Source organism: Pseudomonas reidholzensis (genome assembly GCF_900536025.1).
GTDB lineage: Bacteria > Pseudomonadota > Gammaproteobacteria > Pseudomonadales > Pseudomonadaceae > Aquipseudomonas > Aquipseudomonas reidholzensis.
Genome location: NZ_UNOZ01000013.1, coordinates 63590 through 87132, shown reverse-complemented (window position 1 = coordinate 87132; position 23543 = coordinate 63590). Strand labels below are relative to the sequence as shown.

At 65.5% G+C, this 23543-nt stretch carries 23 protein-coding genes; 8 read left to right on the top strand and 15 right to left on the bottom strand.

Annotated features, from left to right (window positions below; translation table 11 throughout):
- Positions 1-5: 5 nt before the first annotated feature.
- A complete protein-coding gene (locus CCOS865_RS08365) occupies positions 6-233 on the top strand; it encodes a YheU family protein (RefSeq protein WP_119139694.1) in 228 nt (75 codons plus the stop codon).
- 30 nt (positions 234-263) lie between these two features.
- On the opposite strand, the gene csrA is transcribed toward CCOS865_RS08365, so the two are convergent.
- The 3 genes from csrA to CCOS865_RS08350 form a co-directional block, all read right to left on the bottom strand.
- Positions 264-449 (bottom strand): carbon storage regulator CsrA, encoded by a 186-nt coding sequence (gene csrA, locus CCOS865_RS08360; RefSeq protein WP_119139692.1) that lies wholly within the window; start codon positions 447-449, stop codon positions 264-266.
- 126 nt (positions 450-575) lie between these two features.
- Complete coding sequence (locus tag CCOS865_RS08355; protein ID WP_119139690.1) at positions 576-908, bottom strand: YnfA family protein; 333 nt, start codon at positions 906-908, stop codon at positions 576-578.
- A 254-nt stretch (positions 909-1162) separates the two neighbouring features.
- Positions 1163-1975: an SDR family oxidoreductase gene (locus tag CCOS865_RS08350; protein ID WP_119139688.1), complete on the bottom strand. Its 813-nt coding sequence runs from the start codon at positions 1973-1975 to the stop codon at positions 1163-1165.
- A gap of 182 nt (positions 1976-2157) precedes the next feature.
- Here CCOS865_RS08350 and CCOS865_RS08345 point away from each other — a divergent pair, with 182 nt between their 5' ends.
- On the top strand, positions 2158-2316 hold the full coding sequence (locus CCOS865_RS08345) for a DUF3309 family protein (RefSeq protein WP_186554816.1): 159 nt from the start codon (positions 2158-2160) through the stop codon (positions 2314-2316).
- 20 nt (positions 2317-2336) lie between these two features.
- Here the strand turns inward: CCOS865_RS08345 and CCOS865_RS08340 are convergent, their stop codons facing one another.
- The 9 genes from CCOS865_RS08340 to CCOS865_RS08300 all read right to left on the bottom strand — a co-directional run bounded on the left by CCOS865_RS08340 (position 2337) and on the right by CCOS865_RS08300 (position 14585).
- Entirely contained in the window at positions 2337-5534 is a 3198-nt protein-coding gene (locus CCOS865_RS08340; protein ID WP_119139686.1) for a transporter substrate-binding domain-containing protein, read from the bottom strand.
- A gap of 9 nt (positions 5535-5543) precedes the next feature.
- Complete coding sequence (locus tag CCOS865_RS08335; RefSeq protein WP_119139684.1) at positions 5544-6170, bottom strand: response regulator transcription factor; 627 nt, start codon at positions 6168-6170, stop codon at positions 5544-5546.
- 30 nt (positions 6171-6200) lie between these two features.
- Positions 6201-7259, bottom strand: coding sequence for a hypothetical protein (locus tag CCOS865_RS28295; protein ID WP_244216072.1), 1059 nt, complete (start codon positions 7257-7259; stop codon positions 6201-6203).
- Between the two features lie 128 nt (positions 7260-7387).
- Entirely contained in the window at positions 7388-8122 is a 735-nt protein-coding gene (locus tag CCOS865_RS08325) for a fimbrial biogenesis chaperone (RefSeq protein WP_119139682.1), read from the bottom strand.
- A 141-nt stretch (positions 8123-8263) separates the two neighbouring features.
- Entirely contained in the window at positions 8264-10759 is a 2496-nt protein-coding gene (locus tag CCOS865_RS08320) for a CS1-pili formation C-terminal domain-containing protein (RefSeq protein ID WP_119139680.1), read from the bottom strand.
- Between the two features lie 93 nt (positions 10760-10852).
- Complete coding sequence (locus CCOS865_RS08315) at positions 10853-11332, bottom strand: CS1 type fimbrial major subunit (protein ID WP_119139678.1); 480 nt, start codon at positions 11330-11332, stop codon at positions 10853-10855.
- 195 nt (positions 11333-11527) lie between these two features.
- Complete coding sequence (locus CCOS865_RS08310) at positions 11528-13192, bottom strand: cation acetate symporter (RefSeq protein ID WP_119139676.1); 1665 nt, start codon at positions 13190-13192, stop codon at positions 11528-11530.
- Positions 13189-13500 (bottom strand): DUF485 domain-containing protein, encoded by a 312-nt coding sequence (locus tag CCOS865_RS08305; RefSeq protein WP_119139674.1) that lies wholly within the window; start codon positions 13498-13500, stop codon positions 13189-13191. The genes CCOS865_RS08310 and CCOS865_RS08305 overlap by 4 nt, the downstream gene beginning before the upstream one ends.
- Positions 13501-13736: 236 nt before the next feature.
- On the bottom strand, positions 13737-14585 hold the full coding sequence (locus CCOS865_RS08300) for a glycine betaine ABC transporter substrate-binding protein (protein WP_119139672.1): 849 nt from the start codon (positions 14583-14585) through the stop codon (positions 13737-13739).
- A 206-nt stretch (positions 14586-14791) separates the two neighbouring features.
- Between CCOS865_RS08300 and CCOS865_RS08295 the strand changes: the two genes are divergently transcribed.
- Positions 14792-16351, top strand: a complete 1560-nt coding sequence (locus tag CCOS865_RS08295) for a glycoside hydrolase family 17 protein (protein WP_119139670.1) — start codon at positions 14792-14794, stop codon at positions 16349-16351.
- A 124-nt stretch (positions 16352-16475) separates the two neighbouring features.
- On the opposite strand, the gene CCOS865_RS08290 is transcribed toward CCOS865_RS08295, so the two are convergent.
- Positions 16476-16853, bottom strand: a complete 378-nt coding sequence (locus CCOS865_RS08290) for a hypothetical protein (RefSeq protein WP_119140955.1) — start codon at positions 16851-16853, stop codon at positions 16476-16478.
- Between the two features lie 235 nt (positions 16854-17088).
- Here CCOS865_RS08290 and CCOS865_RS08285 point away from each other — a divergent pair, with 235 nt between their 5' ends.
- Both CCOS865_RS08285 and CCOS865_RS08280 read left to right on the top strand, forming a co-directional pair.
- Positions 17089-18387, top strand: a complete 1299-nt coding sequence (locus CCOS865_RS08285) for a serine/threonine protein kinase (protein WP_119139668.1) — start codon at positions 17089-17091, stop codon at positions 18385-18387.
- Entirely contained in the window at positions 18380-19195 is an 816-nt protein-coding gene (locus CCOS865_RS08280) for an MlaA family lipoprotein (protein WP_119139666.1), read from the top strand. Before CCOS865_RS08285 ends, CCOS865_RS08280 begins: the two co-directional genes overlap by 8 nt.
- A gap of 108 nt (positions 19196-19303) precedes the next feature.
- Here CCOS865_RS08280 and CCOS865_RS08275 read toward each other — a convergent pair whose 3' ends face one another.
- Positions 19304-20446 (bottom strand): patatin-like phospholipase family protein, encoded by a 1143-nt coding sequence (locus CCOS865_RS08275; protein ID WP_119139664.1) that lies wholly within the window; start codon positions 20444-20446, stop codon positions 19304-19306.
- A 25-nt stretch (positions 20447-20471) separates the two neighbouring features.
- Entirely contained in the window at positions 20472-21407 is a 936-nt protein-coding gene (locus CCOS865_RS08270) for a lipid A biosynthesis lauroyl acyltransferase (protein ID WP_119139662.1), read from the bottom strand.
- 112 nt (positions 21408-21519) lie between these two features.
- Here CCOS865_RS08270 and minC point away from each other — a divergent pair, with 112 nt between their 5' ends.
- The 3 genes from minC to minE all read left to right on the top strand — a co-directional run bounded on the left by minC (position 21520) and on the right by minE (position 23442).
- Entirely contained in the window at positions 21520-22272 is a 753-nt protein-coding gene (gene minC, locus CCOS865_RS08265) for a septum site-determining protein MinC (RefSeq protein WP_119139661.1), read from the top strand.
- 99 nt (positions 22273-22371) lie between these two features.
- Positions 22372-23184, top strand: a complete 813-nt coding sequence (gene minD, locus CCOS865_RS08260; RefSeq protein WP_119139659.1) for a septum site-determining protein MinD — start codon at positions 22372-22374, stop codon at positions 23182-23184.
- Between the two features lie 3 nt (positions 23185-23187).
- Positions 23188-23442, top strand: a complete 255-nt coding sequence (gene minE / locus CCOS865_RS08255) for a cell division topological specificity factor MinE (protein ID WP_119139657.1) — start codon at positions 23188-23190, stop codon at positions 23440-23442.
- Positions 23443-23543: the final 101 nt, after the last annotated feature.

Here is a 23543-nt window from a genome sequence, read left to right as displayed (position 1 = left end):
TGCGCATGCTGATCCCTTACGACCAACTCGAAGCCGACACCCTGACCCGCCTGATCGAGGACTTCGTCACCCGCGAAGGCACCGACAACGGCGACGACACCCCGCTGGAGACCCGTGTGCTGCGGGTCCGCCAGGCGTTGGCCAAGGGCCAGGCGTTCATCCTGTTCGACCTCGAGAGCCAGCAGTGCCAGCTGCTGGCCAAGCATGATGTGCCGCGCGAGTTGCTCGACTGACGCGCTGGGGGCTGCCGTGCAGCCCCCTTTTCATTCGTCCGGCTCTTGCGCTTGGCGCGCCTTGATCCGCGCGTAGACCTCGGTGCGGTGCACCGGCACCTCACGCGGGGCGCTGACGCCAAAGCGCACGACCCCGTTGATCACGGCCAGCACATGGATCTGAATGTCATCGCCGATGGTGATGACCTCGCCGACGTCGCGTGAAATTACCAGCATGCTCCGATCCTCCAAGACTAGGGAAAATGGAGCGTGCACGGGGTACATTCACCTACACAATCGTTCGGCTACGAAATAGACGCGTCCTACATCTCTAGGTAAAAAACCCTACAAGATTGGCCAGTTTCAGCCCTGCTGGAAACGCGGGCCGAACACGATGATGGTTGCCCCGACGACGCACAGCGCCGCGCCGAGCCAGTCGCTGCCCAGCGGCCGGACCCGCTCCACCAGCGCCAGCCAGAGCAGCGAAGAGACGATGTAGATGCCGCCATAGGCCGCATAGGCGCGGCCGGCGTAGGCCGCCTCGACGCGGGTGAGGATCAGGCCGAAGACGGTCAGGCTGAGCAGCGCCGGGAGGATCCACCAGGCGCTCTTGCCCAGCCGCAGCCAGAGGTAGAAGGCGTAGCAGCCGCCGATCTCGAACAGGGCTGCGAGGAAGAACCAGAAGTAGTTGATCACGCCAGGATTCATCCCAGGAAAGAAGGCGCCCAGAATACCTGATTGATCAGCACTGATTCGCCTGCCTAGCCCGATGCCAGTCAGTTAGGAAGCTGGGGCCGCTTCGCAGCCCTTTCGCGACACAAGGCCGCTCCCACAGGTACAGCGGCGCTTCTGAAATATGTGGGGGTCCTGTGGGAGCGGCCTTGTGTCGCGAAAGGGCCGCAAAGCGGCCCCACAACAGGCAACCCAGTCTTAGCTGACCGGCATTGTGCCTAGCCCCCAGGCCGCCCTTTGGCGCGCATCTTCGCCGCCATGCCCGCCATCTCGTCATACAGCTTCTCCGGCGCCCGGCACTTGAGCTGCCACGCCTCGCGCCCCGCCTCGTGCGGCAGGATCATGAACTCCCCGGCGGCAATCCGCGCATGCACATACTCGGCGATGTCAGCCGCACTGATCGGCGAGCCTTCGAGCAACCGGCCCACCTGGGCCTTCATCGCCGGGTCCGGCCCGCGGAACGAGTCCAGCAGGTTGGTCTGGAAGAACGACGGGCACACCACATGCACCGCCACGCCCACCTGGCGCAACTCCACCAGCAGGCTCTCCGACAGCGCCAGCACGCCGGCCTTGGCGACGTTGTAGTTGCTCATGCCCGGCCCCTGCATCAGCGCGGCCATGGAGGCGATGTTGACGATCCGCCCCTGGCTGCGCTCGAGCAGCGGCAAGAACGCCTTGCAGCCCTTGACCACGCCCATCAGGTTGACCGCGATCTGCCAGTCCCAGTCCTCCAGCGACAGCTCGGCAAAGAACCCACCCGCCGCGACCCCGGCGTTGTTGACGATGATGTCGATGCCGCCGAACTTCTCCTCGCACGCCTGGGCCAGGGCCGTGAGCTGGCTGTAGTCGCGCACGTCGCAGCGCTGGACGAAGCCATCACCGCCGGCGCCACGCACCAGCTCGAGGGTTTCGCGCAGGCCGGCTTCGTTGACATCGGCCAGGGCCAGGCGCCAGCCCTCGCGCGCCCAACGCAGGGCGAGCTCGCGGCCGAGGCCGGAACCGGCGCCAGTGATCATCATTCGATTGTGCATGGTTGTGGGGCCTTGTGCGGTGGGCAATGACGCGAGTCTAGCCAAGGCCTGCAGCGAGTTCTGCTGCTATCAGGGTGCTGAATGGGCCGGCATCGACATTGATTGAATCTTTGCCTAACGGCCGCGGTCGGAATTGTAAGCGGCCCGTACTGGCCTCTTCCCCTTAGAACAACGCAAGGATTCTGCCCATGACCACGATCCTCATCATCATCCTGATCCTGCTGTTGATTGGTGGCTTACCGGTGTTCCCACACTCGCGCAGCTGGGGCTATGGCCCGTCCGGCATCATCGGCGTGGTGCTGGTGATCCTCCTGGTGCTGTTGCTACTTGGCATGATATGACCCTCGCCCCCTGAGCTCGCTCAGGGGGCGCCCGCTTGTGCGACGCCTTGCGCCACCTGTTGATCCAGGCTGTGCTCAAGGCGTCGCATTGCGTCTGCCATGGCGCACACGTCCTCGCGTAATTGCTCGGGCAGCGGCGGCTCACGGGCACAGCTGCGCTCGACGCGCTCGCACCAGCCGGCCAGCTCTTCGGCGCGGGCGATCCGCGCGCCGCCCTTGACCCGGTGCGCCAGCTCCGCCAGCGCCGGCACATCCTCGACCAGTTGCTCCAGGCGTTGCAGGTCGCTGCGGTTACTGCTGCGCAGGCTGCCGAGCAACGCCAGCAGCCCCGCCCGGTCGTCGCCGACCAGGCGTTGCAGGTACTCCACGTCCATCACCGGCGCGCTGCTGGCCAGCGCCTGGACCAGGCTGTCCAGGCGCAATGGTTTGAACAGGCAAGCGTCCATGCCAGACGCCCGGCAACGCCGCCGTTCGATCGCCTGGGCATTGGCCGTGAGCCCGATCAGCCGGCACGCCGGGCGCTGACTGCGCCGCTCGTGCTCGCGAATGGCGCGGGCCAGGGCATGGCCATTGAGCCGGGGCATGTTGCAGTCGCTGATGACCACCGCGAACGGCTCCGTGAGCCACAGCCGCAGGGCCTGCGCGCCGTCTTCGGCAACCCGCACCTGATGGCCGAGGTAATCGAGCTGCTGGGCCAGCAACAGCCGGCTGGCCGGGTAGTCGTCGACCACCAGCACCCTCAATGGCGCCTGGCTGGCCTGCGCCTGGGGCGCCGGCGCAGCTGCGGCCGGTGCCGGTGTTGGCGACAACAGTGCCAGGCTCAAGCGAATGCTCACCTCGGTGCCCTGGCCGAGCACGCTGCGCACGCTCAAGCGCCCGCCCATCATTTCACACAGGCTGCGGCTGATGCCCAGGCCCAGCCCCGCGCTGCAACGCGGCGACTGCTGCTGATTGCTGGCCTGGCGAAACGGCTGGCCGAGCGCGGCCAGGTCCGCTTCGGCAATGCCGATACCGCTGTCCTTGACCTGCACCTCGACCGCCAGCTGGCCTTCACCGGGCACCGCGCGCAGGCTCACCTCGACCCCGCCCTGGCGGGTGAACTTGATCGCGTTGCTCAGCAGGTTGGCCAGCACCTGCTTGAAGCGCAGGGGGTCGAGCAGCACCTCGACGTCCACCGCACCGTGCGTCTGCAAACGCAACTGCAGGCCCTTGCCGCGTGCCTGCTGCTCGAACAGCTGGACCACCCGCGCCACTTGGTCGCGCAGGCCAACCCGCTGCGGCGCCAGGTGCAACTGGCCGGCCTCGATGCGGGTGATGTCGAGGATGTCGCCGATCAGCTCGAGCAAGCCGCGCGCCGCCTCCGCCGCCACCTCCACCGCCAAGGGGTCGAAGACACCCTGCCCGGCCTTGTGCTGGGCCAGTTCGAGCATGCCCAGCATGGCGTGCAGCGGCGTGCGGATTTCATGGCTCATGGTGGTCAGGAACTGCGTCTTGGCCTGGTTGGCGGTGTCTGCCACCACGGTCGCCTGGCGTAACCGGACCTGCAGGCGCCGCAGGTAGCGGATCCACATCAGGGCCAGCGACAGCAGCACCACGGCCACGGCAAAGCCCAGCAGGACCTTGTTGCGATAGCGCGGCCACGCGCCCTCGGCGACGATCAGCGGGTTACGCCAGCGGCGCATCAGCAGGTCGCTTTCGTGCGGCGCCAGGCTCAGCAGGGCCTTGTTGAGGATGCTCTGCAGTTCCGCTTCGCCGCGGGCACTGGCCAACGCGAAGTGCGCGGGCGCAAGCGGCAGGCTGGCACTGATGCGCAAGCGCCCCGGGTACCAACGGGCGATCAACGGCCGGGCGTCGTCGAGGGTCAGCACGGCGGCGCGCACCTGGCCGCGCGCGACCGCGTGCAGGGCCGCCACCGGGCCCGCCACCGCCTGCAGGCGAACCTGCGGGTAGCCCACCGGCAAGGTCGCTTGCACGGCGCTGCCCCAGACCACCGCCAGCCGCTCGCCGGCCAACTGCTCGAGGCTGGCCGGCGCCTGCGGTTCATCGCGGGTGACCAGCACCCGCGGAGCACTCAGGTAGGCCCGGCTGAACACCAGGCTGCGCTCCAGCGCCGGGCTGCGCGGCACCCCGGCGATCAGCCGGGCCTGACCGTTGCCGAGCTGGCCGAGCATGCGCTCGAGGCTGCCGCCCGCCTCGACCTGGAAGTGCAAGCCGGTGCGGCGGCTGATCACCTGCAGCACATCCAGGCTCAAACCGCGCAACTGCGCCTTGCCGTCGCGGTAGCTCAACGGTACCCGTTGCTCATCCACCAGCACCGTGATGCTCGGGTTGTGCTGCAACCAGCGCTGTTCGGCATCGCTCAACTGCACCTGTCGAGGCTCCGCGGCCTGGGCCGCCAGCGGGCTCCAGCGCTCGCGGATCTGCGCGTGCTGGCGCTCGTCGATGGCCGCCAGGGCAGCATCCACCAGGCGCGCCAGCGGTGAGTCGTGGTGGCGCAGGGCAAAACCGATGGCGTCTTCCGGCCAGCGTGCGGGGCCGAGCTCGACGGTCCCGGCGGGCGGGTTGCGGCCGCGCACATAACGCCCGCTCAGGGCATCACCCAGGTACAGCTCGGCCTGGCCCAGCGCCAGCGCCGCGAAGGCGCTGAGCGTAGACGGGTGCAGCTGGACCTGGGCCATCGGGTAGCGCGCGCTGACCTCCTGCAGGGGCCGGTAACCGTCCACCATCACCAGGGTGAAGGGCTCGCTGGCGGCCTTCAGCGGCTGGCCATCGTGGTCGGCGGCCATCAACAACGGCTGGTCCTGGCCGTACGCCCGCGACAGCTGCAGGCCGGCCGCGCGGGCCTGCTGGCGGCTGACCGAGGCCAACAGGTCGATCGCCCCCGCGCGCAGGGCCTCGGCGGCCTGCTCGAACGACGCGAACACCTGCACGCTCATGGCCAGGCGCAGATGCTCGGCCACCAGCCCGGCATAGTCGGCACTGATGCCCTCGTAGGCCTGGCCGGTGCCGAGGATGTCGTACGGCGGGTTGTCGCGCGCGAGCACGCCCAGGCGCAACTGGCGATGGGCCCAGAGCCAGCGCAGGTCAGCGGTGGGCGGCTCGGCGTGCGGCCCAGCGAGGCTGGCCCGTGCGTGCAACGCGGGCGCGCTGGCCGCCGCCGCAGACAGCGGCAGGCACAGCACCAGGCAAAGCAGCAGCAGGACGCGCGCGTGGAGCACGGGCCGCCGTCAAATGAGCTGGTTGCGGCGGGCGAAATCCGCCAGGTCGATCAATGAATTGACCCGGAGTTTTTCCAGCAGGCGGCTTTTGTAGGTGCTGATGGTCTTGTTGCTCAGCAGCATGTGCTCGCCAATCACTTTATTGCTCAGGCCCCGGGCCAGGTGCTGCAAGACCATCAGTTCGCGGTCGGTGAGGCTGGCGATGCATTGCGCTTCGCTGCTGCGCAGGTCCTGGTGGTTGACCGAGCTGAGCGCCACCTCAGGGAAGTAGGTGTAGCCCGAGAGCACCGCGCGCACGGCCTTGCTCAGCTCGCCAAGGTCGTCGGTCTTCGACACATAGCCCGCGGCGCCGGCCTGCAGGCAGCGCAGCGAGTAGGCCTCGGCCAGCAGCGAGGTCAGCACGACGATCTTGCCCGGGTGCTGCAGGGCCTTGAGCCGGGCGATCACCTCAAGGCCGTCGAGGCCGGGCATGGCGATGTCGAGGATGATCAGGTCGGGGGCCTGCTCACGCGCCAGGCGCAGCGCATCGATGCCGTTGTCGGCCTGGCCGACTACGTCCAGGTGGTCTTGGCGCAGCAACATGCAGACCGTGGCGCGGATGAACGGGTGGTCGTCGACGACCAGGGCGGTGGACATAGGCTTCCTCGCTGAGCGGGGCTGGCCAGGCTAGAGTTCGGCATCGAACACCACGGTGACCTGGCCGCTGTAGGTACTGCCGGAGTAGCCGAGCATGCCCGGGACGTCGGCGCGGCCCACTTCGAAATGCAACTGGCCAGGGCGGCTGAAGGTCGGCACGCTCGACTCGAACTCCAATGCTTGAGCAGATCCGCTGGGCAGGGGCAGGCGCTCGACACGCTGCCCTCCATGCATGAGCCCTCCCGGTAGCGTAAGCGCGACCTGCACAGGCACCTGGTCGCCCTCCTCATTGCGAATCCCACAACGGCTGTCGACATCGTACTGGCACATTTTGTAAACCTTGAACGGGCCCGTCGACGACAGCCGAAACGGCAGGTCACGGTACAGACGTTGAGGAGAGCTGCCCCCCGCCAGCCACGCGGGCCAGCCATCCCGCGGCTCCAGCACAGCACGATCGGAGCCCGGCGGAAAGTCAAAGTAAAAGGCGTGCTGCACATCGAGTTCAAAGTGCAGGGTAAGGGTATTGCCATTGAGTTCTCTCACCCCATCGCCAAAATCGAAATCGCCTCCTGGGCCGATCGAATAGGTGACGCTGCCGCGATAGACACCAGGCTTCATGCGATGGGGGGACGGGTTGATCAGGTTGTAGGTGACACCCATGTCTACCGCCGTCACCGCATAGTAATAGTCAGGTATGCCTCTGTTGTTCTTTGAATAGCAGCCTGTAGGGGCCTGAGGGGTGTTGAATGCCCATAGAAAGCCGACCCAAGGTGGGTTGGCAAAACCCCTTAGCCGCGTGCAACCACCCGACAAGACTGAGTTGTAGAGGGGACTTTCATAGTAGGGGGGGCCGAATGTGCGCTGGCTGACACCGGTGAATTCGAAGGTCAGCGTATGAGATTCACCCGTCTGGTCTCGGAATACGTCGACCTGACGGCGACCCGGGAACCGGAGGTAGTACTGATCACGTGGGCTGGCTTCGGTAACGTCCTTGACATAGGTCATTGGCAGGTCGACCACCTCGCGCCCCCGGCAGTAATCCGGCCAGCGCACGCAGAAGGCCGCAGGCGGGGTGGTGTTTTCGAACACCGGGGAACGCCCCTCCGTGTATCGAGCGGATATCGTTGCATCAAGCGCTGAAGCGCCCGAGGCACCCAACCCTAGGGCTATCGCCAGGCACCAGCCCAGCCCACGCTGGCGGAGGCTCACCTCGAGGCTCATCCTTCCACCACCATGGCTTTGTGCTCGGCGCCTTCGTGCAGCTCGAACTGATGGACCTTGCCCACCTGCCCCTCGAACGCCCGGCTACGCCCTGGCAACAGGTGGTGCTTGGTGGCCGGCTCGCAGTTCTGCCCCGGCGTAAGGCACTGGCGGAAGTGGTCGAGCACCACCGTCGTGTTGCCTTGGTTGGCCACTGTCAGTTGGCCGCCCTGGCGCTGCACCGGTGTCTGGAAGCGGGCCTCGGCGGGCCGCACGAACAGCAGCGTGCCATACCCGGCCAGCAGGTTGACCCCAGCCTTGAGGCTGTCGCGGTACTGCTCGGCCTCCGCTTCGTTGACCGCAAAGCCGTCCCCGGTTTCGGGCAGCACGGGCACGAAGCGCAGACGGAAGTAGCGCTCTTCAGCGCGTGCGCCGCGGTACAGCAGGCGCACCGCCTGCATGCCCTGGGCCGGCACGATCAGCCGCGCCGGGCTGGCGACCAGGCCGCGCTGCTCGAGCGGCAGGCCGTCGGTGTCGACTTCGCGGGCCACGCCGTTGGCGTCATAAACCAGTTCGGCCACGCTGATCTTGACGAACGCGGTGGTGTCGCCGCCGTTGCGCACGCGCTTGAGCAGCGTGCTCTTGCCACTGTCGAGGTAGTCGTACAGGGTGCCGACGTTGAGCTGCGGGGCGGCGTATGAGGCCATCGGGGCAATGCACAACGCCAACAGGATCAGCCGTGGGATGGTCATGTTTCAGTCTCCTTACGGGGATGACGAGAGTAGTGATGCCAGGGGGCTCATGGCTATGCCCTGGGTTGCAGGATCGGTCCTAGAACGCCTTAGGAAATTTCCTAAATGGTGTTCGAGCGCCCGTTATGCCGGCCGCAGGGCTCAACCACGACCCTGGCCGGGCGCTTGGGGCACCTCGGCCAGGCTTGCCGGGCTGCAGGTCTGATCGCCCGCCAGGACCACATCGCCCTCACGCTCCAGCGCCAGCAGATCGAGCCTGAGCAGGCAGGCCGCGGCACCGTGCTGATGAACCTCGAGGCTCGGCGTGGCCTCGCTCATTTCCACCGCGAAGAAGCCATCGGCCTCGCTGACCGTGCGGCTGGCGTGGTTGATCACCTGGGCACCGCGCAATGGCTTGCCCTGGCCATCGAGCAAGCGCCCGATCACGGTGACCGTGCGCATTACCCGCAGTTGCCGATAGGCGATGCCGCCGCGGTTGAGGTGGTAGTCCAGGCTCGACGGCTGAATCACCGCAGCGGTCGCGTCACTGCCGGCGAAGTCGAACTGCACATGCCCTGCCTTGTAGGCCGCCACCGGTATCACGTTGCGCCCAGGCCGCAGGCTGGCCGTGCTGCCGTTGGGATCGTCGGCGCGCAATTGCAGGTCTTCCAGGTCGGTCTCGACGTCGACTATCAAGCCCGCCTGGTGGGTCAGGAACTGGCCACTCAAGGCGGCCTTGCCATCCCCCACCGCCAGCAGGCTCTGGAGGTTCAGGCCACCATTGAACTCGCCGTTGTAGGACGAACGCTGAACATAGGCATCGCCATGCATGACGCGGTTTTCGAACTGGGTGTCGCCGCCCAGACCGACGCCATAACGGTCGGCGCTGGCACTCATGCCGACGCTGCGCAATGGCCCCAGGTCGACGTCTTGTTGGTAGGCCAGCGAGGTGTTCAGGTCGCGCCCGCCATCGCGGGAGGTGCGCGTGCCAAGGCTGGCAGAGAGCCGCCGCCCGCCATCCCCCAGGCTCATGCTCAGGCTCAGGTTGACCCCACGACTGCGCACGTCGGCAGTGCCCACGGTGCCCGGCCGGTCGAACAGCGACAGGCGCCAGTTGGCGTCCGAACCGAGCACTCGGCCGAAATACGACCAGCCCAGGTCAATGCCCAGCCCGTCGCTGGCACCGCGACTGTGCGACACGCGCAGGCTGGCGGTGTTGCGCGGATCGAGGCGCTGATTCAACGACAGCGACGACTGCGTCTGCCGTTGCACGAACGCAGTGCCACGTACCTCGCGCGGGCGAGACAACCACGAGCGGCTGTGGCTGGCCACCAGCGAACCGCTGGAATAGCTGTGGATCGCCTGCAGGTCGTAGCCACTGCCGTAGCCTTGGGCCTGGAACACATTGGCATAGAGCTTGAAGCGGTCGAGCACGTCCCAGTCCAGCGAGGTGCCGTACTGCAGCCGCTCATCGATGCGCTGGGTCGAAAGGCCGACCACCGCCCGCGGGTGCAGCAGGTAGTTGGCCAGGACCCCGGCACTCAGGCTGTCGTCATGGTCGCGTGCCCAGTTGCTCAGCAGGCTGCTTTGCCGCCCCAGGTACAGGTTGTAGCGCCAGGGCGCGTCGGTACTGCGCCAGTTGCTGGGCTTGTAGATGAACTCCTGGCTGCGCGAGGTGACTTGGCCGTCCTCGACCACGCGCACTTCGATTTCATAGATGCCGCCGGGCAGCACACGGGTGTCGAGGGTCTGCAAGCCAGGCTGCACCGGCTGGCTGTTGATCAGCACGCCGTTGCGGTAGATCTCGGCCACGGCGGGGCGATCAGGGGTGACGTAGATGGGCGTGGCGCTCGGCGCGCCATTGTCGATGGCCAGGCTGTCGCTACTGCCGATCATCAGGCCGAGGGTGGTATCGGGGCTGGCGCCCATCAGCCGCGGCTGGCGGGTCAGGCCCTGGGCGCTGGGGGTGAAATAGCCCAGACGGTAGAAGTTGTCTTCGATCAGGCGCTCGGCGTAGAGCTGGTCGACCCGGTAACGGGTGGACTCCTGGCTGTCGCTGCCGCGGTCGAGTTGGCCGTCGGCCAGGGCGGTCCATTTACCGATGCTGCTTTGACCTTGCATCGCGTAGCGGCCACTGGTGCCACGGCCATCCCCCACAAGGTTGAGCTGGTTGCGCAGCAACAGGCCATGGCTGCCCTGCTCGGGCAGGTGGTGGAAGCGCGCGTCTTGGTCAACAGCTTCAGCGTCGCGGGTCAGCAGCGACAGCTGCGAATTGACCAGGCTGTAGTGCAGCGCGCGCAGGCCCGACGGGCAGTCGGACTGGCAATCACCCAGGGCGCGGCCCTCGGCCAGGCGTTCGCGCCAGAGACGGCGCACGCGCTCGGGCTCGCGGCTCTCCTGGGTGTCGGTGAATTCAAGCAGTTGCACCCGCTGGTCGCGGCTGAGCACGACCATCGCATCGCCCAGGTAACGGCCATCGAGGTCGACCCGCACGGCCAGCGGCACGTCGAAGAAGTGCGCCTCGAACTCCCGCGGCAGCCCATCGACGCGGCCCAGGGTGGTGGGTGCCTCGGCGGACCAGGACGGCGCGGCAGCCAGGCAGGCAACCAGGGGCAAGCCACGGCGCAGCAAAGCTGTGATGCAATGAGTGATCGGCATGAGCGTCGCTTGAGGGCAATGCCCACCCTCCCCTCGACAAGCGCCGAAGGTAAGGCGGGCAACAACGGATGGGTTAACGGCTGAGCGTCAGGCTCAAGGCGCGGCGGTTTCGAACATCATGCTGACCAGGCCCTGGTAGCTCCCTGGCTCGTAACCGGTGACCGGAGCAGCCTGGGCGGCCACTTCGAAGCCGATGATCGCGCCGGTGCTGGCCTGGGCCGCGCTGACCACTTCGGCCGGGGTGGTTTGCAGCACGGTGTCGCCGACCTTGACGTCCAGCTCGATGTTGTGGGTACCGCTGGCGATGACGGCTGGCGACACCAGGTAGGCGCTGATCGGGCCGACGGTGCTCTTGACCTGCAGTTGCTTGATGACCGGATCGAGGGTGCCTTGGAACGAGTTCCAGGTCAGCTCCTGCGGGTCGTTCATCCAGTTACCGCCAACGGGCTCGACGTAAAAGGCCGCGGTCGGGATCTGGGCGGTGATCAGCACCTGCTTCTCGATGGGGTCGATGGCAAACGCCGACGTCGCGCAGAACAGGGCCAGGGGAAGGGCAAGTAACGTACGTTTCACGAATCAGATCTCCTTGAACGGTTGATGCCTGCCGGGTGGGTCCCGGCGAGCAAGGAGATTATTCAGGGTCGTGCCGTTGCATTGACCAAGACCGTTCCGAGCGAGCCTCGGAAATTTCCCAGCGTGTGCAAAACGCCATCAGCCAGACACGACAACGCCCCGACAGGCGGGGCGTTGTAGGTTAACGGTCAGGCGTTAGTGGGAAACCGCCCCGCTGGCACCCAGGCCAGTCTGCGAACGGACGAACTGCGGGAAGAACAGCGCACGCTCGTTTTCCGCGGCAGTGGACTTGTCGGTGACCGAGAAGAACCAGATACCGACAAAGGCGATCAGCATGGAGAACAGCGCCGGGTACTCGTACGGGTAGATGGCTTTTTCATGGCCGAGGATCTGCACCCATATGGTCGGGCCAAGGATCATCAGGCCGACCGCACTGACCAGGCCCAGCCAGCCGCCGATCATGGCGCCGCGGGTGGTCAGCTTCTTCCAGTACATCGAGAGCAGCAGCACCGGGAAGTTGCAGCTGGCGGCAATCGAGAAGGCCAGGCCGACCATGAAGGCGATGTTCTGCTTCTCGAACAGGATGCCCAGGCCGATGGCCAGGACGCCGAGGAAGATGGTGGTGATCTTCGATACGCGGATCTCGTCCTTGTCGTTGGCCTTGCCCTTGCGCCAGACGCTGGCGTACAGGTCATGCGAGACCGCCGAAGCACCGGCCAGGGTCAGCCCGGCCACCACCGCGAGGATGGTGGCGAAGGCCACCGCCGAGATGAAGCCGAGGAAGATGCTGCCACCCACGGCATCGGCCAGGTGCACCGCCGCCATGTTGTTGCCGCCCAGCAGGGCGCCGGCGGCGTCCTTGAAGTCCGGGTTGGTGCTGACCAGCAGGATCGCGCCAAAGCCGATGATGAAGGTCAGGATGTAGAAGTAACCGATGAAGCCGGTGGCATACAGCACGCTCTTGCGCGCTTCCTTGGCGTCGCTGACGGTGAAGAAGCGCATCAGGATATGTGGCAGGCCAGCGGTACCGAACATCAAGGCCAGGCCCAGCGAGAACGCCGAGATCGGATCCTTGACCAGGCCGCCCGGGCTCATGATCGCTTCACCCTTGGCGTGCACCTTGATCGCCTCGGAGAACAGCGTGTTGAAGTCGAAGTTGACGTGTTTCATCACCATCAGCGCCATGAAGCTGGCACCGGACAGCAGCAGCACCGCCTTGATGATCTGTACCCAGGTGGTCGCGAGCATGCCGCCGAACAGCACGTACAGGCACATCAGGATACCGACCAGGATCACCGCGACGTGGTAGTCGAGGCCGAACAGCAGCTCGATCAGCTTGCCGGCGCCGACCATCTGCGCGATCAGGTAGAAGGCCACCACCACCAGCGAGCCGGAGGCCGACAGGGTGCGGATCTGCTTTTGCCCGAGGCGGTACGAGGCGACGTCGGCGAAGGTGTACTTGCCCAGGTTGCGCAGGCGCTCGGCGATCAGGAACAGGATGATCGGCCAGCCGACCAAGAAGCCGATCGAGTAGATCAGGCCGTCGTAGCCGGAGGTGAACACCAGCGCGGAAATCCCCAGGAAGGACGCCGCCGACATGTAGTCACCGGCGATCGCCAGGCCGTTCTGGAAGCCGGTGATCTTGCCGCCGGCGGCATAGTAGTCGGCGGCGGACTTGTTGCGTTTCGAGGCCCAGTAGGTGATCCCCAGGGTCAGGCCGACGAAGGCCAGGAACATGATGATGGCAGAGACGTTGAGCGGCTGTTTCTGCACCTCGCCGGTCAGCGCGTCGGCTGCCCACACGGCGGGTGCGAAAACGCCGCAGGCCAGGACGGCCAGGGCTTTGGCTTGACGGATCATTGCTTGGCCTCCTCGAGGATTGCCTTGTTCAGCTCATCGAACTCGCCGTTGGCGCGACGCACGTAGATCGCGGTCAGGATAAAGGCCGAGAGGATCAGGCCGACGCCCAGGGGGATGCCCCAGGTGATCGACGATTCAGGGCTGATCTTGGCGCCGAGTATCTGCGGGCCATAGGCGATGAGGAGGATGAAGGAGCAGTAGAGGCCGAGCATGATCGCCGAGAGAATCCAGGCGAAGCGTTCGCGTTTCGTGACCAGTTCCTTGAAGCGGGGACTGTTCTGTATCGAGAGGTAAATGCTGTCGTTCATTGTTTTTGTCCTAGCAGCACAGATGTAGGGATAACCCACCTGTACTTTATGCTGCCGTTGGACGCCAACCAGACGACCTTAGTCGTATAGGTAACGGTGTATTACCAATTTGGTAACAACCGGGAGAGCGCGTTGGCCTTATCGCGGGCAAGCCCGCTCCTACAGGAACCGTACCTGTAGGAGCGGGCTTGCCCGCGAAGGGCTGCAACGCAGCCCCAATTCACAAGCTCAAATACTTACTTGCCCGTCCACTCAGCCACACGCTCGGGGTGCTTGGCCACCCACTCCTTGGCTGCCGCTTCGGGCTTGGCACCGTCCTGGATCGCCAGCATCACTTCGCCGATCTCATCCTTGGACTGCCACTGGAACTTCTTCAGGAACGCCGCCACTTCCGGCGCCTTCTTGTCCAGCTGCTGGCTGCCGATGCTGTTGACGGTCTCCGCCGCGCCATACACGCCCTTCGGATCTTCGAGGAACTTCAGTTTCCACTTGGCGAACATCCAGTGCGGTACCCAACCGGTCACCGCGATCGACTGCTGCTTGGGATAGGCACGCCCCAGCTCGGCGGTCATGCCGGCACCGGAACTGGCCTGCAGCTTGTAACCGGTGAGGTCGTAGTCCTTGATCGCCTGGTCGGTCTTGATCATCACGCCGGAGCCGGCGTCGATGCCGACGATCTTCTGCTTGAAGGTTTCGTCGGTCTTGAGGTCTTCGATGCTGTTGGCCTTGACGTACTCGGGGACGATCAGGCCGATCTTGGCGTCTTTGAAGTTGGCGCCGTAGTCGACCACCTTGTCCTTGTTCTTCGCCCAGTATTCGCCGTGGGTGACCGGCAACCAGGCCGAGAGCATGGCGTCGAGCTTGCCGGTGGCGACGCCCTGCCACATGATCCCGGCGGCTACCGCCTGCAGCTTGACGTCATAGCCCAGCTTTTCTTTGATCACCACGGCCGCGACGTTGGTGGTCGCGACACTGTCGGCCCACCCGTCGACATACCCAATGCTCACTTCTTTGGCCATTGCTTGTGCTGCGCTCATGGCCAACACCAGGGCGGATCCCACGCCCAGGAAACGTCGCATGTTCATCAAAGCATCCCCTCGTCAGGTCTTGGAGATTGCATCATCAACCTGCTACCCGGTGCGACCTGCTCCACACGCGACCTCCACCCCAACCAGATGCGACAGCACTTGGCCATTAGCGTCATCGGCACGCCATGGCCTGCGCGATCCTTGCATGCCAAAGCGTTGACGCCGGGCATTTGCGGCTATCATCTAGCCCTTTGTGCCTGACGATGGACCGCCCGATGCCCCGTTCCGCCCGCCTCATGCTGCCGCTCTACCTGCTTGCCTGCCTGCTCGCCCTCGGCGGCCTCGGCGCGCTCTGGTACGGGCTCGGCAAGCCGGTGCTGCTGCCCGATGCGGCCAGCCCGACGCACAAACTGCAGTGCGCCTCGTACACCCCGTTCGACAAGGACCAGTCGCCGTTCGACCAGCCGTTTCGCCTGCGCCCGGCGCGTATGGACGCCGACCTGGCGCTGCTGGCCGAGCGATTCCAGTGCATTCGTACCTATTCGATGACCGGCCTGGAGGCGATCCCGGCGCTGGCGCGCAAGCATGGGCTGAAGCTGATGATCGGCGCGTGGGTCAACGCCAACGTGGCCGACACCGACAAGGAGGTCGCGCTGCTGATCGCCTCGGCCAAGGCCAACCCGGACGTGGTCACGGCGGTGATCGTCGGCAACGAGGCGCTGCTGCGCAAGGAAGTCACCGGCGAGCGCATGGCCGAGCTGATCGAGCGGGTCAAACGCCAGGTGCAGGTACCGGTGACCTATGCCGATGTCTGGGAGTTCTGGTTGCAGCACCCGCAGGTGGCGACGGCGGTGGATTTTTTGACCATTCACCTGCTGCCCTACTGGGAAGACGACCCGCGCGGCATCGACGAGGCGCTGGCGCATGTCGCCGAGGTGCGCCAGGTGTTCGGCACGCAGTTCGCGCCCAAGGACATCGTCATCGGTGAAACCGGCTGGCCCAGCGAGGGCCGCCAGCGCGAGACGGCGGTGCCGAGCCGGGTCAACGAAGCACTATTCATTCGGGGCTTCGTGGCCATGGCCGAGCGCAACGGCTGGCGCTACAACCTGATCGAGGCCTTCGACCAGCCGTGGAAGCGCGCCAGCGAGGGCGCTGTCGGTGGCTATTGGGGGCTGTATGACGCCGATCGGCAGGACAAGGGCGTGCTGGAAGGGCCGGTGAGCAACCTGGCGCTGTGGCCGCAATGGTTGGTGGCCAGTGCCGTGTTGATGTTTGCCGCACTGCTCTTGGCTGGGAGACCGCGCAATGTGCAGGCCGCGCTGTTGCTGCCGCTGCTGGCGGCGATTGGCGCGGGCAGCCTGGGGCTGTGGGGCGAGTTGATGCGGACCAATGCGCGGTTTGCCGCGGAGTGGCTGTGGGCGGTGCTGCTGGCGGGGTTGAATGTGCTGGTGCTGGCCCATGGGGTGCTGGCCCTGGCGCGGCGTGAGGGCTGGCGCGAGCGGCTGTTCGCCTGGCTGGAAGCGCGGGCCGGGTGGTGGTTGCTGGCGGCCGGGTTTGCGGCGGCCGTGAGCATGCTGGCGATGGTGGTGGATCCGCGGTATCGGAGTTTCCCGAGTGCGGCGTTGTTGCTGCCGGCGTTGGTTTATCTGCTGCGGCCAGTGGCGGCGCGGCGGGCTGAGGTGGCTCTGCTGGCGTTTATCGTTGGGGCCGGGGTGTTGCCGCAGCTGTATCAGGAAGGCCTGCAGAACCAGCAGGCCTGGGTCTGGGCCGTGGTGAGCGTGTTGATGGTCGGCGCCTTGTGGCGCAGCCTGCGCAAGACCTGACACCGTGCTGGCCTTTTCGCGGGTAAACCCGCTCCCACAGGATTCTGAGCTGCCCCTAGGAATGGGGTCACCGCGGTCCTTGTGGGAGCGGGTTCACCCGCGAAGGGCTGCGCAGCAGCCCCTCTCAGGCAACCTTGGCCGGGGCTGGCTGACGCACCAGTCGCAGCCCCGCCAGGACCACGGCAAACACGGCGATGCTCGCGGTGTACAGCACCAGCGCCGGGATCCCCAGCACCAGCGCCACACCCGCCAGGTACCACCCCGCCTTGCGCGGCACCACCTGCGCCAGCAACGCCAGCCCCAGCGCGCCCCAGGCGATCACCTGAAAATGAATGCCCAACCCCAGCAGCGCACGCACCTGGCACTGCCAGTACTCGCCCGGCACGCCGCACAGGCCCACCCACTGGGCATCTTCCATCAGGCCATAGCGCACGCCATAACTGGCCCCCAGCCACAACGGCAGGCACACCAACAGCACAATCACAGGCAAAAAACGCTTCAAGGGGGCCGGCTCCGGGCAGCTCTGATCAAGGCCCAGCATAACGATCCGCAACATCCGTGCAAGGCAAGTTGCCATGGCGCAAGCTATGTTGCAGGTAATGACCCTTGTCGCGCCTGTCATCGGCGCGGCAATATCTTGCCCGACAAAGGGCACGGCGCCTGGCAACTTTGCCGTGCACGGCGTGGTCCTAGCCTGCATCACGCTGTGCCTTGCTGATTTTTCCCTGGGGGATTCAATGCTTCGATCAATGCGCCTCGCTGCCCTTCTGGGTGGCCTGCTACTGGCTGCGGCCGCTTCGGCGCGGGATATCGACGCCGCGACCTACGGCTTCCCCTTGACCAACCCGTTCGAGGCGACCATCGCCACCACGCCGCCCGAGCAGCGCCCGACCCTGCCCAGCGACGAAGACATCAACCAGGCCGACTACAGCCTGAACCTGCGCCCGGACCGCGCCTTCACCCTGCCGGACAACTTCTGGCCGGTGAAAAAGCTCAAGTACCGCCTGGCCCGCCAGGACCGCGAAGCGCCGCTGATGTTCATCATTGCCGGCACCGGCGCGCCCTACTCCAGCACCATCAACGAATACCTGAAGAAGCTCTACTACCAGGAAGGCTTCCACGTCGTGCAGCTGTCGTCGCCGACCAGCTGGGACTTCATGAGCGCCGCCTCGCGCTTCGCCACCCCTGGCATCAGCAAGGACGACGCCGAAGACCTGTACCGGGTCATGCAGGCGGTGCGCGCGCAGCACCCGCGCCTGCCGGTCAGCGACTTCTACCTCACCGGCTACAGCCTCGGCGCACTGGACGCGGCGTTTGTCAGCCACCTGGATGAAACCCGCCGCAGCTTCAACTTCAAGCGCGTGCTGCTGCTCAACCCGCCCGTCAACCTGTACACCTCGGTGAGCAACCTCGACAAGCTGGTGCAGACCCAGGTCAAGGGCATCGACCGCAGCACCACGTTCTACGAGCTGATGCTGGAAAAACTCACCCGCTACTTCCAGGAAAAAGGCTACGTCGACCTCAACGATGCCCTGCTGTATGACTTCCAGAAGTCGCGCCAGCATTTGTCCAACGAACAGATGGCCATGCTCATCGGCACCTCGTTCCGCTTCTCTGCCGCCGACATCGCCTTTACCTCCGACCTGGTCAACCGCCGCGGCCTGATTACCCCGCCCAAGCAGCCGATCACCGAAGGCAGCAGCCTCACGCCGTGGTTCAAGCGTGCCCTGCAGTGCGACTTCGAGTGCTACCTGACCGAGCAGGTGATCCCCATGTGGCGGGTGCGCACCGACGGTGGCAGCATCCTCCAGCTGGTCGACCAGGCCAGCCTGTACGCGCTCGAGGACTACTTGCACAAAAGCACCAAGATCGAGGTGATGCACAACGCCGACGACCTGATCCTCGGCCCTGGCGATATCGGTTTCCTGCGCAAGGTGTTCGGCGACCGTCTGACCCTGTACCCGCACGGCGGCCATTGCGGCAACCTCAATTACCGCGTCAACAGCGACGCCATGCTGGAGTTCTTCCGTGGTTAAACGACTGTTGCTCGCCACTGCACTACTGGCCGCGGGCCTGGCCCAGGCCGAGGAAATCGCCCCGCGTACCAGCGTGATCGAAGCCGACCCGGTGCTCGCGCCGAGCGCCGGCGACGATGGGTTCATCGATCCGCTGCGCTCGCTGAAATTCAACCCCGGGCTGAACCAGCGCGAGTTCGAGCGCTCGACCCTGACCGCGCTGAACGTCTACGACCCCCTGGAGTCGGTCAACCGGCGCATCTATCACTTCAACTACCGCTTCGACCAATGGGTGCTGCTGCCGACGGTGCAGGGCTACCAGTACGTCACGCCGCGCTTCGTGCGCACCGGGGTGAGCAACTTCTTCAGCAACCTGGGGGACGTGCCCAACCTGTTCAACAGCGTGCTGCAGCTCAAGGGCAAGCGCTCGGCGGAGATCACCGCGCGTTTGATGTTCAACACGATCATCGGCGTGGGTGGGCTGTGGGACCCGGCGACCAAGATGGGCCTGCCGCACCAGAGCGAGGACTTTGGCCAGACGTTGGGCTTCTACGGGGTGCCGGACGGGCCGTACATCGTGCTGCCGATCCTTGGGCCGTCGAACCTGCGCGACACCACCGGGGTGGTGGTGGATTACGCGGGTGAGCAGGCGGTCAACTTCCTCAATGTGGCCGAGGCCAGTACCGACCATCCGGAGATCTTCTTCCTGCGGGCGGTGGACAAGCGTTACACCACGGCCTTCCGGTATGGGCAGCTGAACTCGCCGTTCGAGTACGAGAAAGTGCGCTACGTGTACACCCAGGCGCGCAAGCTGCAGATCGCCGAGTAAGGTGTTGCGGTACCGGCCTCATCGCGGGCAAGCCCGCTCCTACAGGGACCGGGCCGCTCTAACCCTGTAGGAGCGGGCTTGCCCGCGATGAGGCCGGCATCGACTGGCTCATAACCCCAGGAACTGACACAGCTCGCGGCGCTTGGCCAGGGCGTCCTTCCTGCCCAGCTCGATCAGCTCACTGCAGTAGCTGGCCTCGAACAGCAGATAACTCAACACCCCTGCCCCACTGGTCCGGGTCGCCCCCGGCCCACGCAGAAACACCCGCAACGCCGCCGGCAGATCACGCCGATGACGCGCCGCGATCTCGTCCAGCGGCTGGCTCGGCGCCACCACCAGCACCTCGATCGGCGCCAGCCCCAGCCGCCGCGCATCCAGGTGCGCAGGCAACAAGTGGCTGAGGTGATTGAGCCGCTGGATCAACTCGATGTCGTCTTCCAGGCTGTCGATGAACGTGCTGTTCAGCATATGCCCACCGATCTGCGCCAGGCTCGGCTGCTGGCCGCTGAACACCCGCTGGGTCGGCAGCGGCGGCGCTGGCCGCTGCGGGTTGCCACTGACCCCGACCACCAGCACCCGGCTGGCACCGAGGTGCAAGGCCGGGCTGATCGGCGCCGACTGACGCACCGCGCCATCACCAAAGTACTCCTCGCCGAGCTTGACCGGGGCGAACAGCAGCGGGATCGCCGAGCTGGCCAGCAGGTGCTCGACGGTCAACGCGGTGGGCATGCCGATGCGCCGATGACGCAGCCACGGCTCAATGGTGTCGCGGCCCTGGTAGAAGGTCACCGCCTGCCCCGACTCGTAACCAAAGGCGGTGATCGCAACGGCGCGCAGTTGCTCGCTGGCCAGCGCGTGGTTGATGCCGTCGAGGTTCAGGTGCGCTTGCAGCAGGCCGCGCAGCGGGCTGCTGTCGAGCAGTGCCACCGGCGCTTGGCCGCCCAGGCCGAGCAGGCTGTGGCCGACGAACCGGCTGGCCTGGCGGATTACCCCGGGCCAGTCGCTGCGCAGCACCAGGTGGCTGCGAAAGTTCTGCCAGAAGGCGGTCAGGCGCTGCACCGACTCACCGAAGTGAGTGGCGCCGCTGGCCAGGGTGACCGCGTTGATGGCCCCGGCAGAAGTGCCGACGATGACCGGGAAGGGATTGGCCGCGCCGGCGGGAAGCAGCTCGGCGATGCCGGCCAGCACACCTACCTGGTAGGCGGCGCGGGCGCCGCCTCCGGAGAGGATCAGGCCGGTGGTTGGGGTCATGCGGTCCTCCCTGGAACGGTGGTTGTCAGCGCTTCTTCTTGTCGTACAGCCGCGGTGCACCTTCAGGCCGCGACTTGAAGCGCCGGTGCGCCCACAGGTACTGCTCGGGGCACTCGCGCAACACACCTTCAACCCACTGGTTGATGCGCAGGCAATCGGCCTCTTCGCTCTCCCCCGGGAAGTCTTCCAGCGGCGGATGGATCACCAGCCGGTAACCACTGCCATCCTCCAGCCGCCGCTGGGTGAACGGGATCACCCGGGCCTTGCCCAGGCGGGCGAACTTGGTGGTCGCGGTGACCGTCGCCGCGGGGATGCCGAACAGCGGCACGAACAGGCTCTGCTTGGCGCCGTAGTCCTGGTCCGGTGCGTACCAGATCGCGCGCCCGGCACGCAGCAGCTTGAGCATGCCGCGCACGTCTTCACGTTCGATCGCCAGCGAATCCGGGTTGTGCCGCTCGCGGCCACTGCGCTGGATGAAGTCGAACAACGGGTTGCCGTGCTCACGGTACATGCCGTCGATGGTCTGCACCTGGCCGAGCAGCGCGGCGCCGATCTCAAGCGTGGTGAAGTGCACGGCCATGAGGATCGCGCCCTGCCCTTCACGGTGCGCGGCCTGCAGGTGCTCGATGCCTTCGATGTGCGCCAGGCGCGCCAACCTGGCCTGGGGCCACCACCAGCTCATGGCCATTTCGAAAAAGGCGATGCCGGTGGAGGCGAAGTTTTCCTTGAGCAAACGCTGCCGTTCGTCGACAGACAGCTCGGGGAAGCACAGCTCAAGGTTGCGCGCAGCGATGCGCCGACGCTCACCCGCCAGGCGGTACATCACTGCGCCGAGCCCACGGCCCAGGCGCAGCAGCGCGCGGTATGGCAGCTGCACGGTCAGCCACAGCAGCCCTAGGCCCAGCCACAGGCCCCAGAATCGCGGGTGGAGGAAAAGGGGACGAAAACGCGGGCGGTCCATTGAAGCTTCCGGAAAGACAAAGGCCGAGCATTCTACAACGGATCGCCGCTGGTTGCGGGCAACCGACGTTTCTCGTTATAAGTCAGGGCACTTTTCAAGCAACAAGCCGTCTATGCAGACCATGAGCCTAAACCCGATACCCGAAAGCGCCTCCGTGTTCCAGCTCAAGGGCAGTATGCTTGCCATCACTGTGCTGGAACTGGCGCGCAACGACCTCGAGTCCCTCGACCGGCAACTGGCTGCGAAAGTGGCCCAGGCACCGAACTTCTTCAGCAATACGCCGCTGGTGCTGGCGCTGGACAAGCTGCCCGCCGACGAAGGGGCGATCGACCTGCCCGGGCTGATGCGCGTCTGCCGCCATCATGGCCTGCGGACCCTGGCGATCCGCGCCAGCCGCATCGAGGACATCGCCGCGGCGATCGCCATCGACCTGCCGGTGTTGCCGCCTTCAGGCGCGCGCGAGCGGCCGCTGGAGCCGGAACCCGAGGCGAAAAAGGCCGAGCCGGTGGCTGCCGCAGCCGCCGAACCCGAGATCCGCCCGACGCGAATCATCACTACGCCGGTGCGCGGCGGCCAACAGATCTATGCTCAAGGCGGGGACCTGGTGGTGACCACCTCGGTCAGCCCAGGGGCGGAACTTCTCGCCGATGGCAACATCCATGTGTACGGCGCCATGCGTGGCCGGGCCCTGGCCGGGATCAAGGGCAACACCAAGGCACGCATCTTCTGCCAGCAGATGACCGCAGAGCTGGTCTCCATCGCCGGTCAGTACCGCGTCTGCGAAGACCTTCGACGTGACCCATTGTGGGGGGCCGGCGTGCAGGTCAGCCTGTCTGGCGATGTGTTGAACATCACCCGTCTTTAACGGATACTTGCCGGCATTTTTAGAGCAACTTCTTCATCGTTGCCGTTATGTGCTTTTTCAGGGACAGCTGTCCCGACTCAATTTTAGGGGTGAAACACCTTGGCCAAGATTCTCGTGGTTACTTCCGGCAAAGGGGGTGTGGGCAAGACCACCACCAGCGCCGCCATCGGTACCGGCCTAGCTCTGCGTGGCCACAAGACTGTCATCGTCGACTTCGACGTCGGCCTGCGTAACCTCGACCTGATCATGGGCTGCGAACGCCGCGTGGTGTACGACTTCGTCAACGTGGTCAACGGCGAAGCCAACCTGCAGCAGGCCCTGATCAAGGACAAGCGCCTCGAGAACCTGTTCGTGCTGGCCGCCAGCCAGACCCGCGACAAGGACGCGCTGACCCTCGAAGGCGTCGAGAAAGTCCTGATGGAGTTGAAGGAAACCTTCGACTACGTGGTCTGCGACTCGCCAGCGGGCATCGAGAAAGGCGCCCACCTGGCCATGTACTTCGCTGACGAAGCGATCGTCGTGACCAACCCTGAGGTCTCCTCGGTACGTGACTCCGACCGCATGCTCGGCCTGCTGTCGAGCAAGTCGCGCCGCGCCGAACGTGGCGAAGAGCCGATCAAGGAACACCTGCTGATCACCCGCTACAACCCAGAGCGCGTGGTCAACGGCGAAATGCTCAGCATTGCCGACGTCGAAGAAATCCTGGCGATCAAGCTCAAGGGCGTGATCCCGGAATCGCAGGCAGTGCTCAAGGCCTCCAACCAGGGCGTGCCGGTCATCCTCGATGACCAGAGCGATGCGGGCCAAGCGTACAGCGACACCGTTGAACGCCTGCTGGGCAAAGAAAAAGAACTTCGGTTCGTCGATGTACAGAAGAAGGGATTCTTCGAGCGCCTTTTCGGGAGCAAATAAACCATGAACCTTTTTGACTTCTTTCGTGGCAGACAGAAACAGACCAGTGCGTCGGTAGCGAAAGAGCGTCTACAGATCATCGTGGCGCACGAGCGCGGCCAGCGCACCACGCCGGATTACCTGCCCGCCTTGCAGAAGGAGCTGGTCGAGGTGATCCGCAAGTACGTCAATATCGGCAACGATGACGTGGTAGTTGCGCTGGAGAACCAAGGCAGCTGCTCGATCCTCGAGTTGAACATCACCCTGCCCGAGCGTTGATACACGCTCCCGGGCGATAGCCACGGCGGCGGTTGGTTTGCAGGCCCCTTTTGTAGGAGCGGGCTTGCCCGCGATGGCGTCAGCAGCGACAACACGGTTGT

Bases quoted from the DNA above. Each gene is read 5' to 3' on its own strand.
- CCOS865_RS08295 (WP_119139670.1), top strand. From the start codon at position 14,792: ATGGACCGCCCGATGCCCCGTTCCGCCCGCCTCATGCTGCCGCTCTAC.
- minE (WP_119139657.1), top strand. From the start codon at position 23,188: ATGAACCTTTTTGACTTCTTTCGTGGCAGACAGAAACAGACCAGTGCG.
- CCOS865_RS08335 (WP_119139684.1), bottom strand. From the start codon at position 6,170: ATGTCCACCGCCCTGGTCGTCGACGACCACCCGTTCATCCGCGCCACG.
- CCOS865_RS08350 (WP_119139688.1), bottom strand. From the start codon at position 1,975: ATGCACAATCGAATGATGATCACTGGCGCCGGTTCCGGCCTCGGCCGC.
- CCOS865_RS08270 (WP_119139662.1), bottom strand. From the start codon at position 21,407: ATGGACCGCCCGCGTTTTCGTCCCCTTTTCCTCCACCCGCGATTCTGG.
- CCOS865_RS08310 (WP_119139676.1), bottom strand. From the start codon at position 13,192: ATGATCCGTCAAGCCAAAGCCCTGGCCGTCCTGGCCTGCGGCGTTTTC.
- CCOS865_RS08305 (WP_119139674.1), bottom strand. From the start codon at position 13,500: ATGAACGACAGCATTTACCTCTCGATACAGAACAGTCCCCGCTTCAAG.
- CCOS865_RS08320 (WP_119139680.1), bottom strand. From the start codon at position 10,759: ATGCCGATCACTCATTGCATCACAGCTTTGCTGCGCCGTGGCTTGCCC.
- CCOS865_RS08275 (WP_119139664.1), bottom strand. From the start codon at position 20,446: ATGACCCCAACCACCGGCCTGATCCTCTCCGGAGGCGGCGCCCGCGCC.
- CCOS865_RS08285 (WP_119139668.1), top strand. From the start codon at position 17,089: ATGCTTCGATCAATGCGCCTCGCTGCCCTTCTGGGTGGCCTGCTACTG.
- CCOS865_RS08365 (WP_119139694.1), top strand. From the start codon at position 6: ATGCTGATCCCTTACGACCAACTCGAAGCCGACACCCTGACCCGCCTG.
- CCOS865_RS08325 (WP_119139682.1), bottom strand. From the start codon at position 8,122: ATGACCATCCCACGGCTGATCCTGTTGGCGTTGTGCATTGCCCCGATG.
- CCOS865_RS08300 (WP_119139672.1), bottom strand. From the start codon at position 14,585: ATGAACATGCGACGTTTCCTGGGCGTGGGATCCGCCCTGGTGTTGGCC.
- csrA (WP_119139692.1), bottom strand. From the start codon at position 449: ATGCTGGTAATTTCACGCGACGTCGGCGAGGTCATCACCATCGGCGAT.
- minC (WP_119139661.1), top strand. From the start codon at position 21,520: ATGCAGACCATGAGCCTAAACCCGATACCCGAAAGCGCCTCCGTGTTC.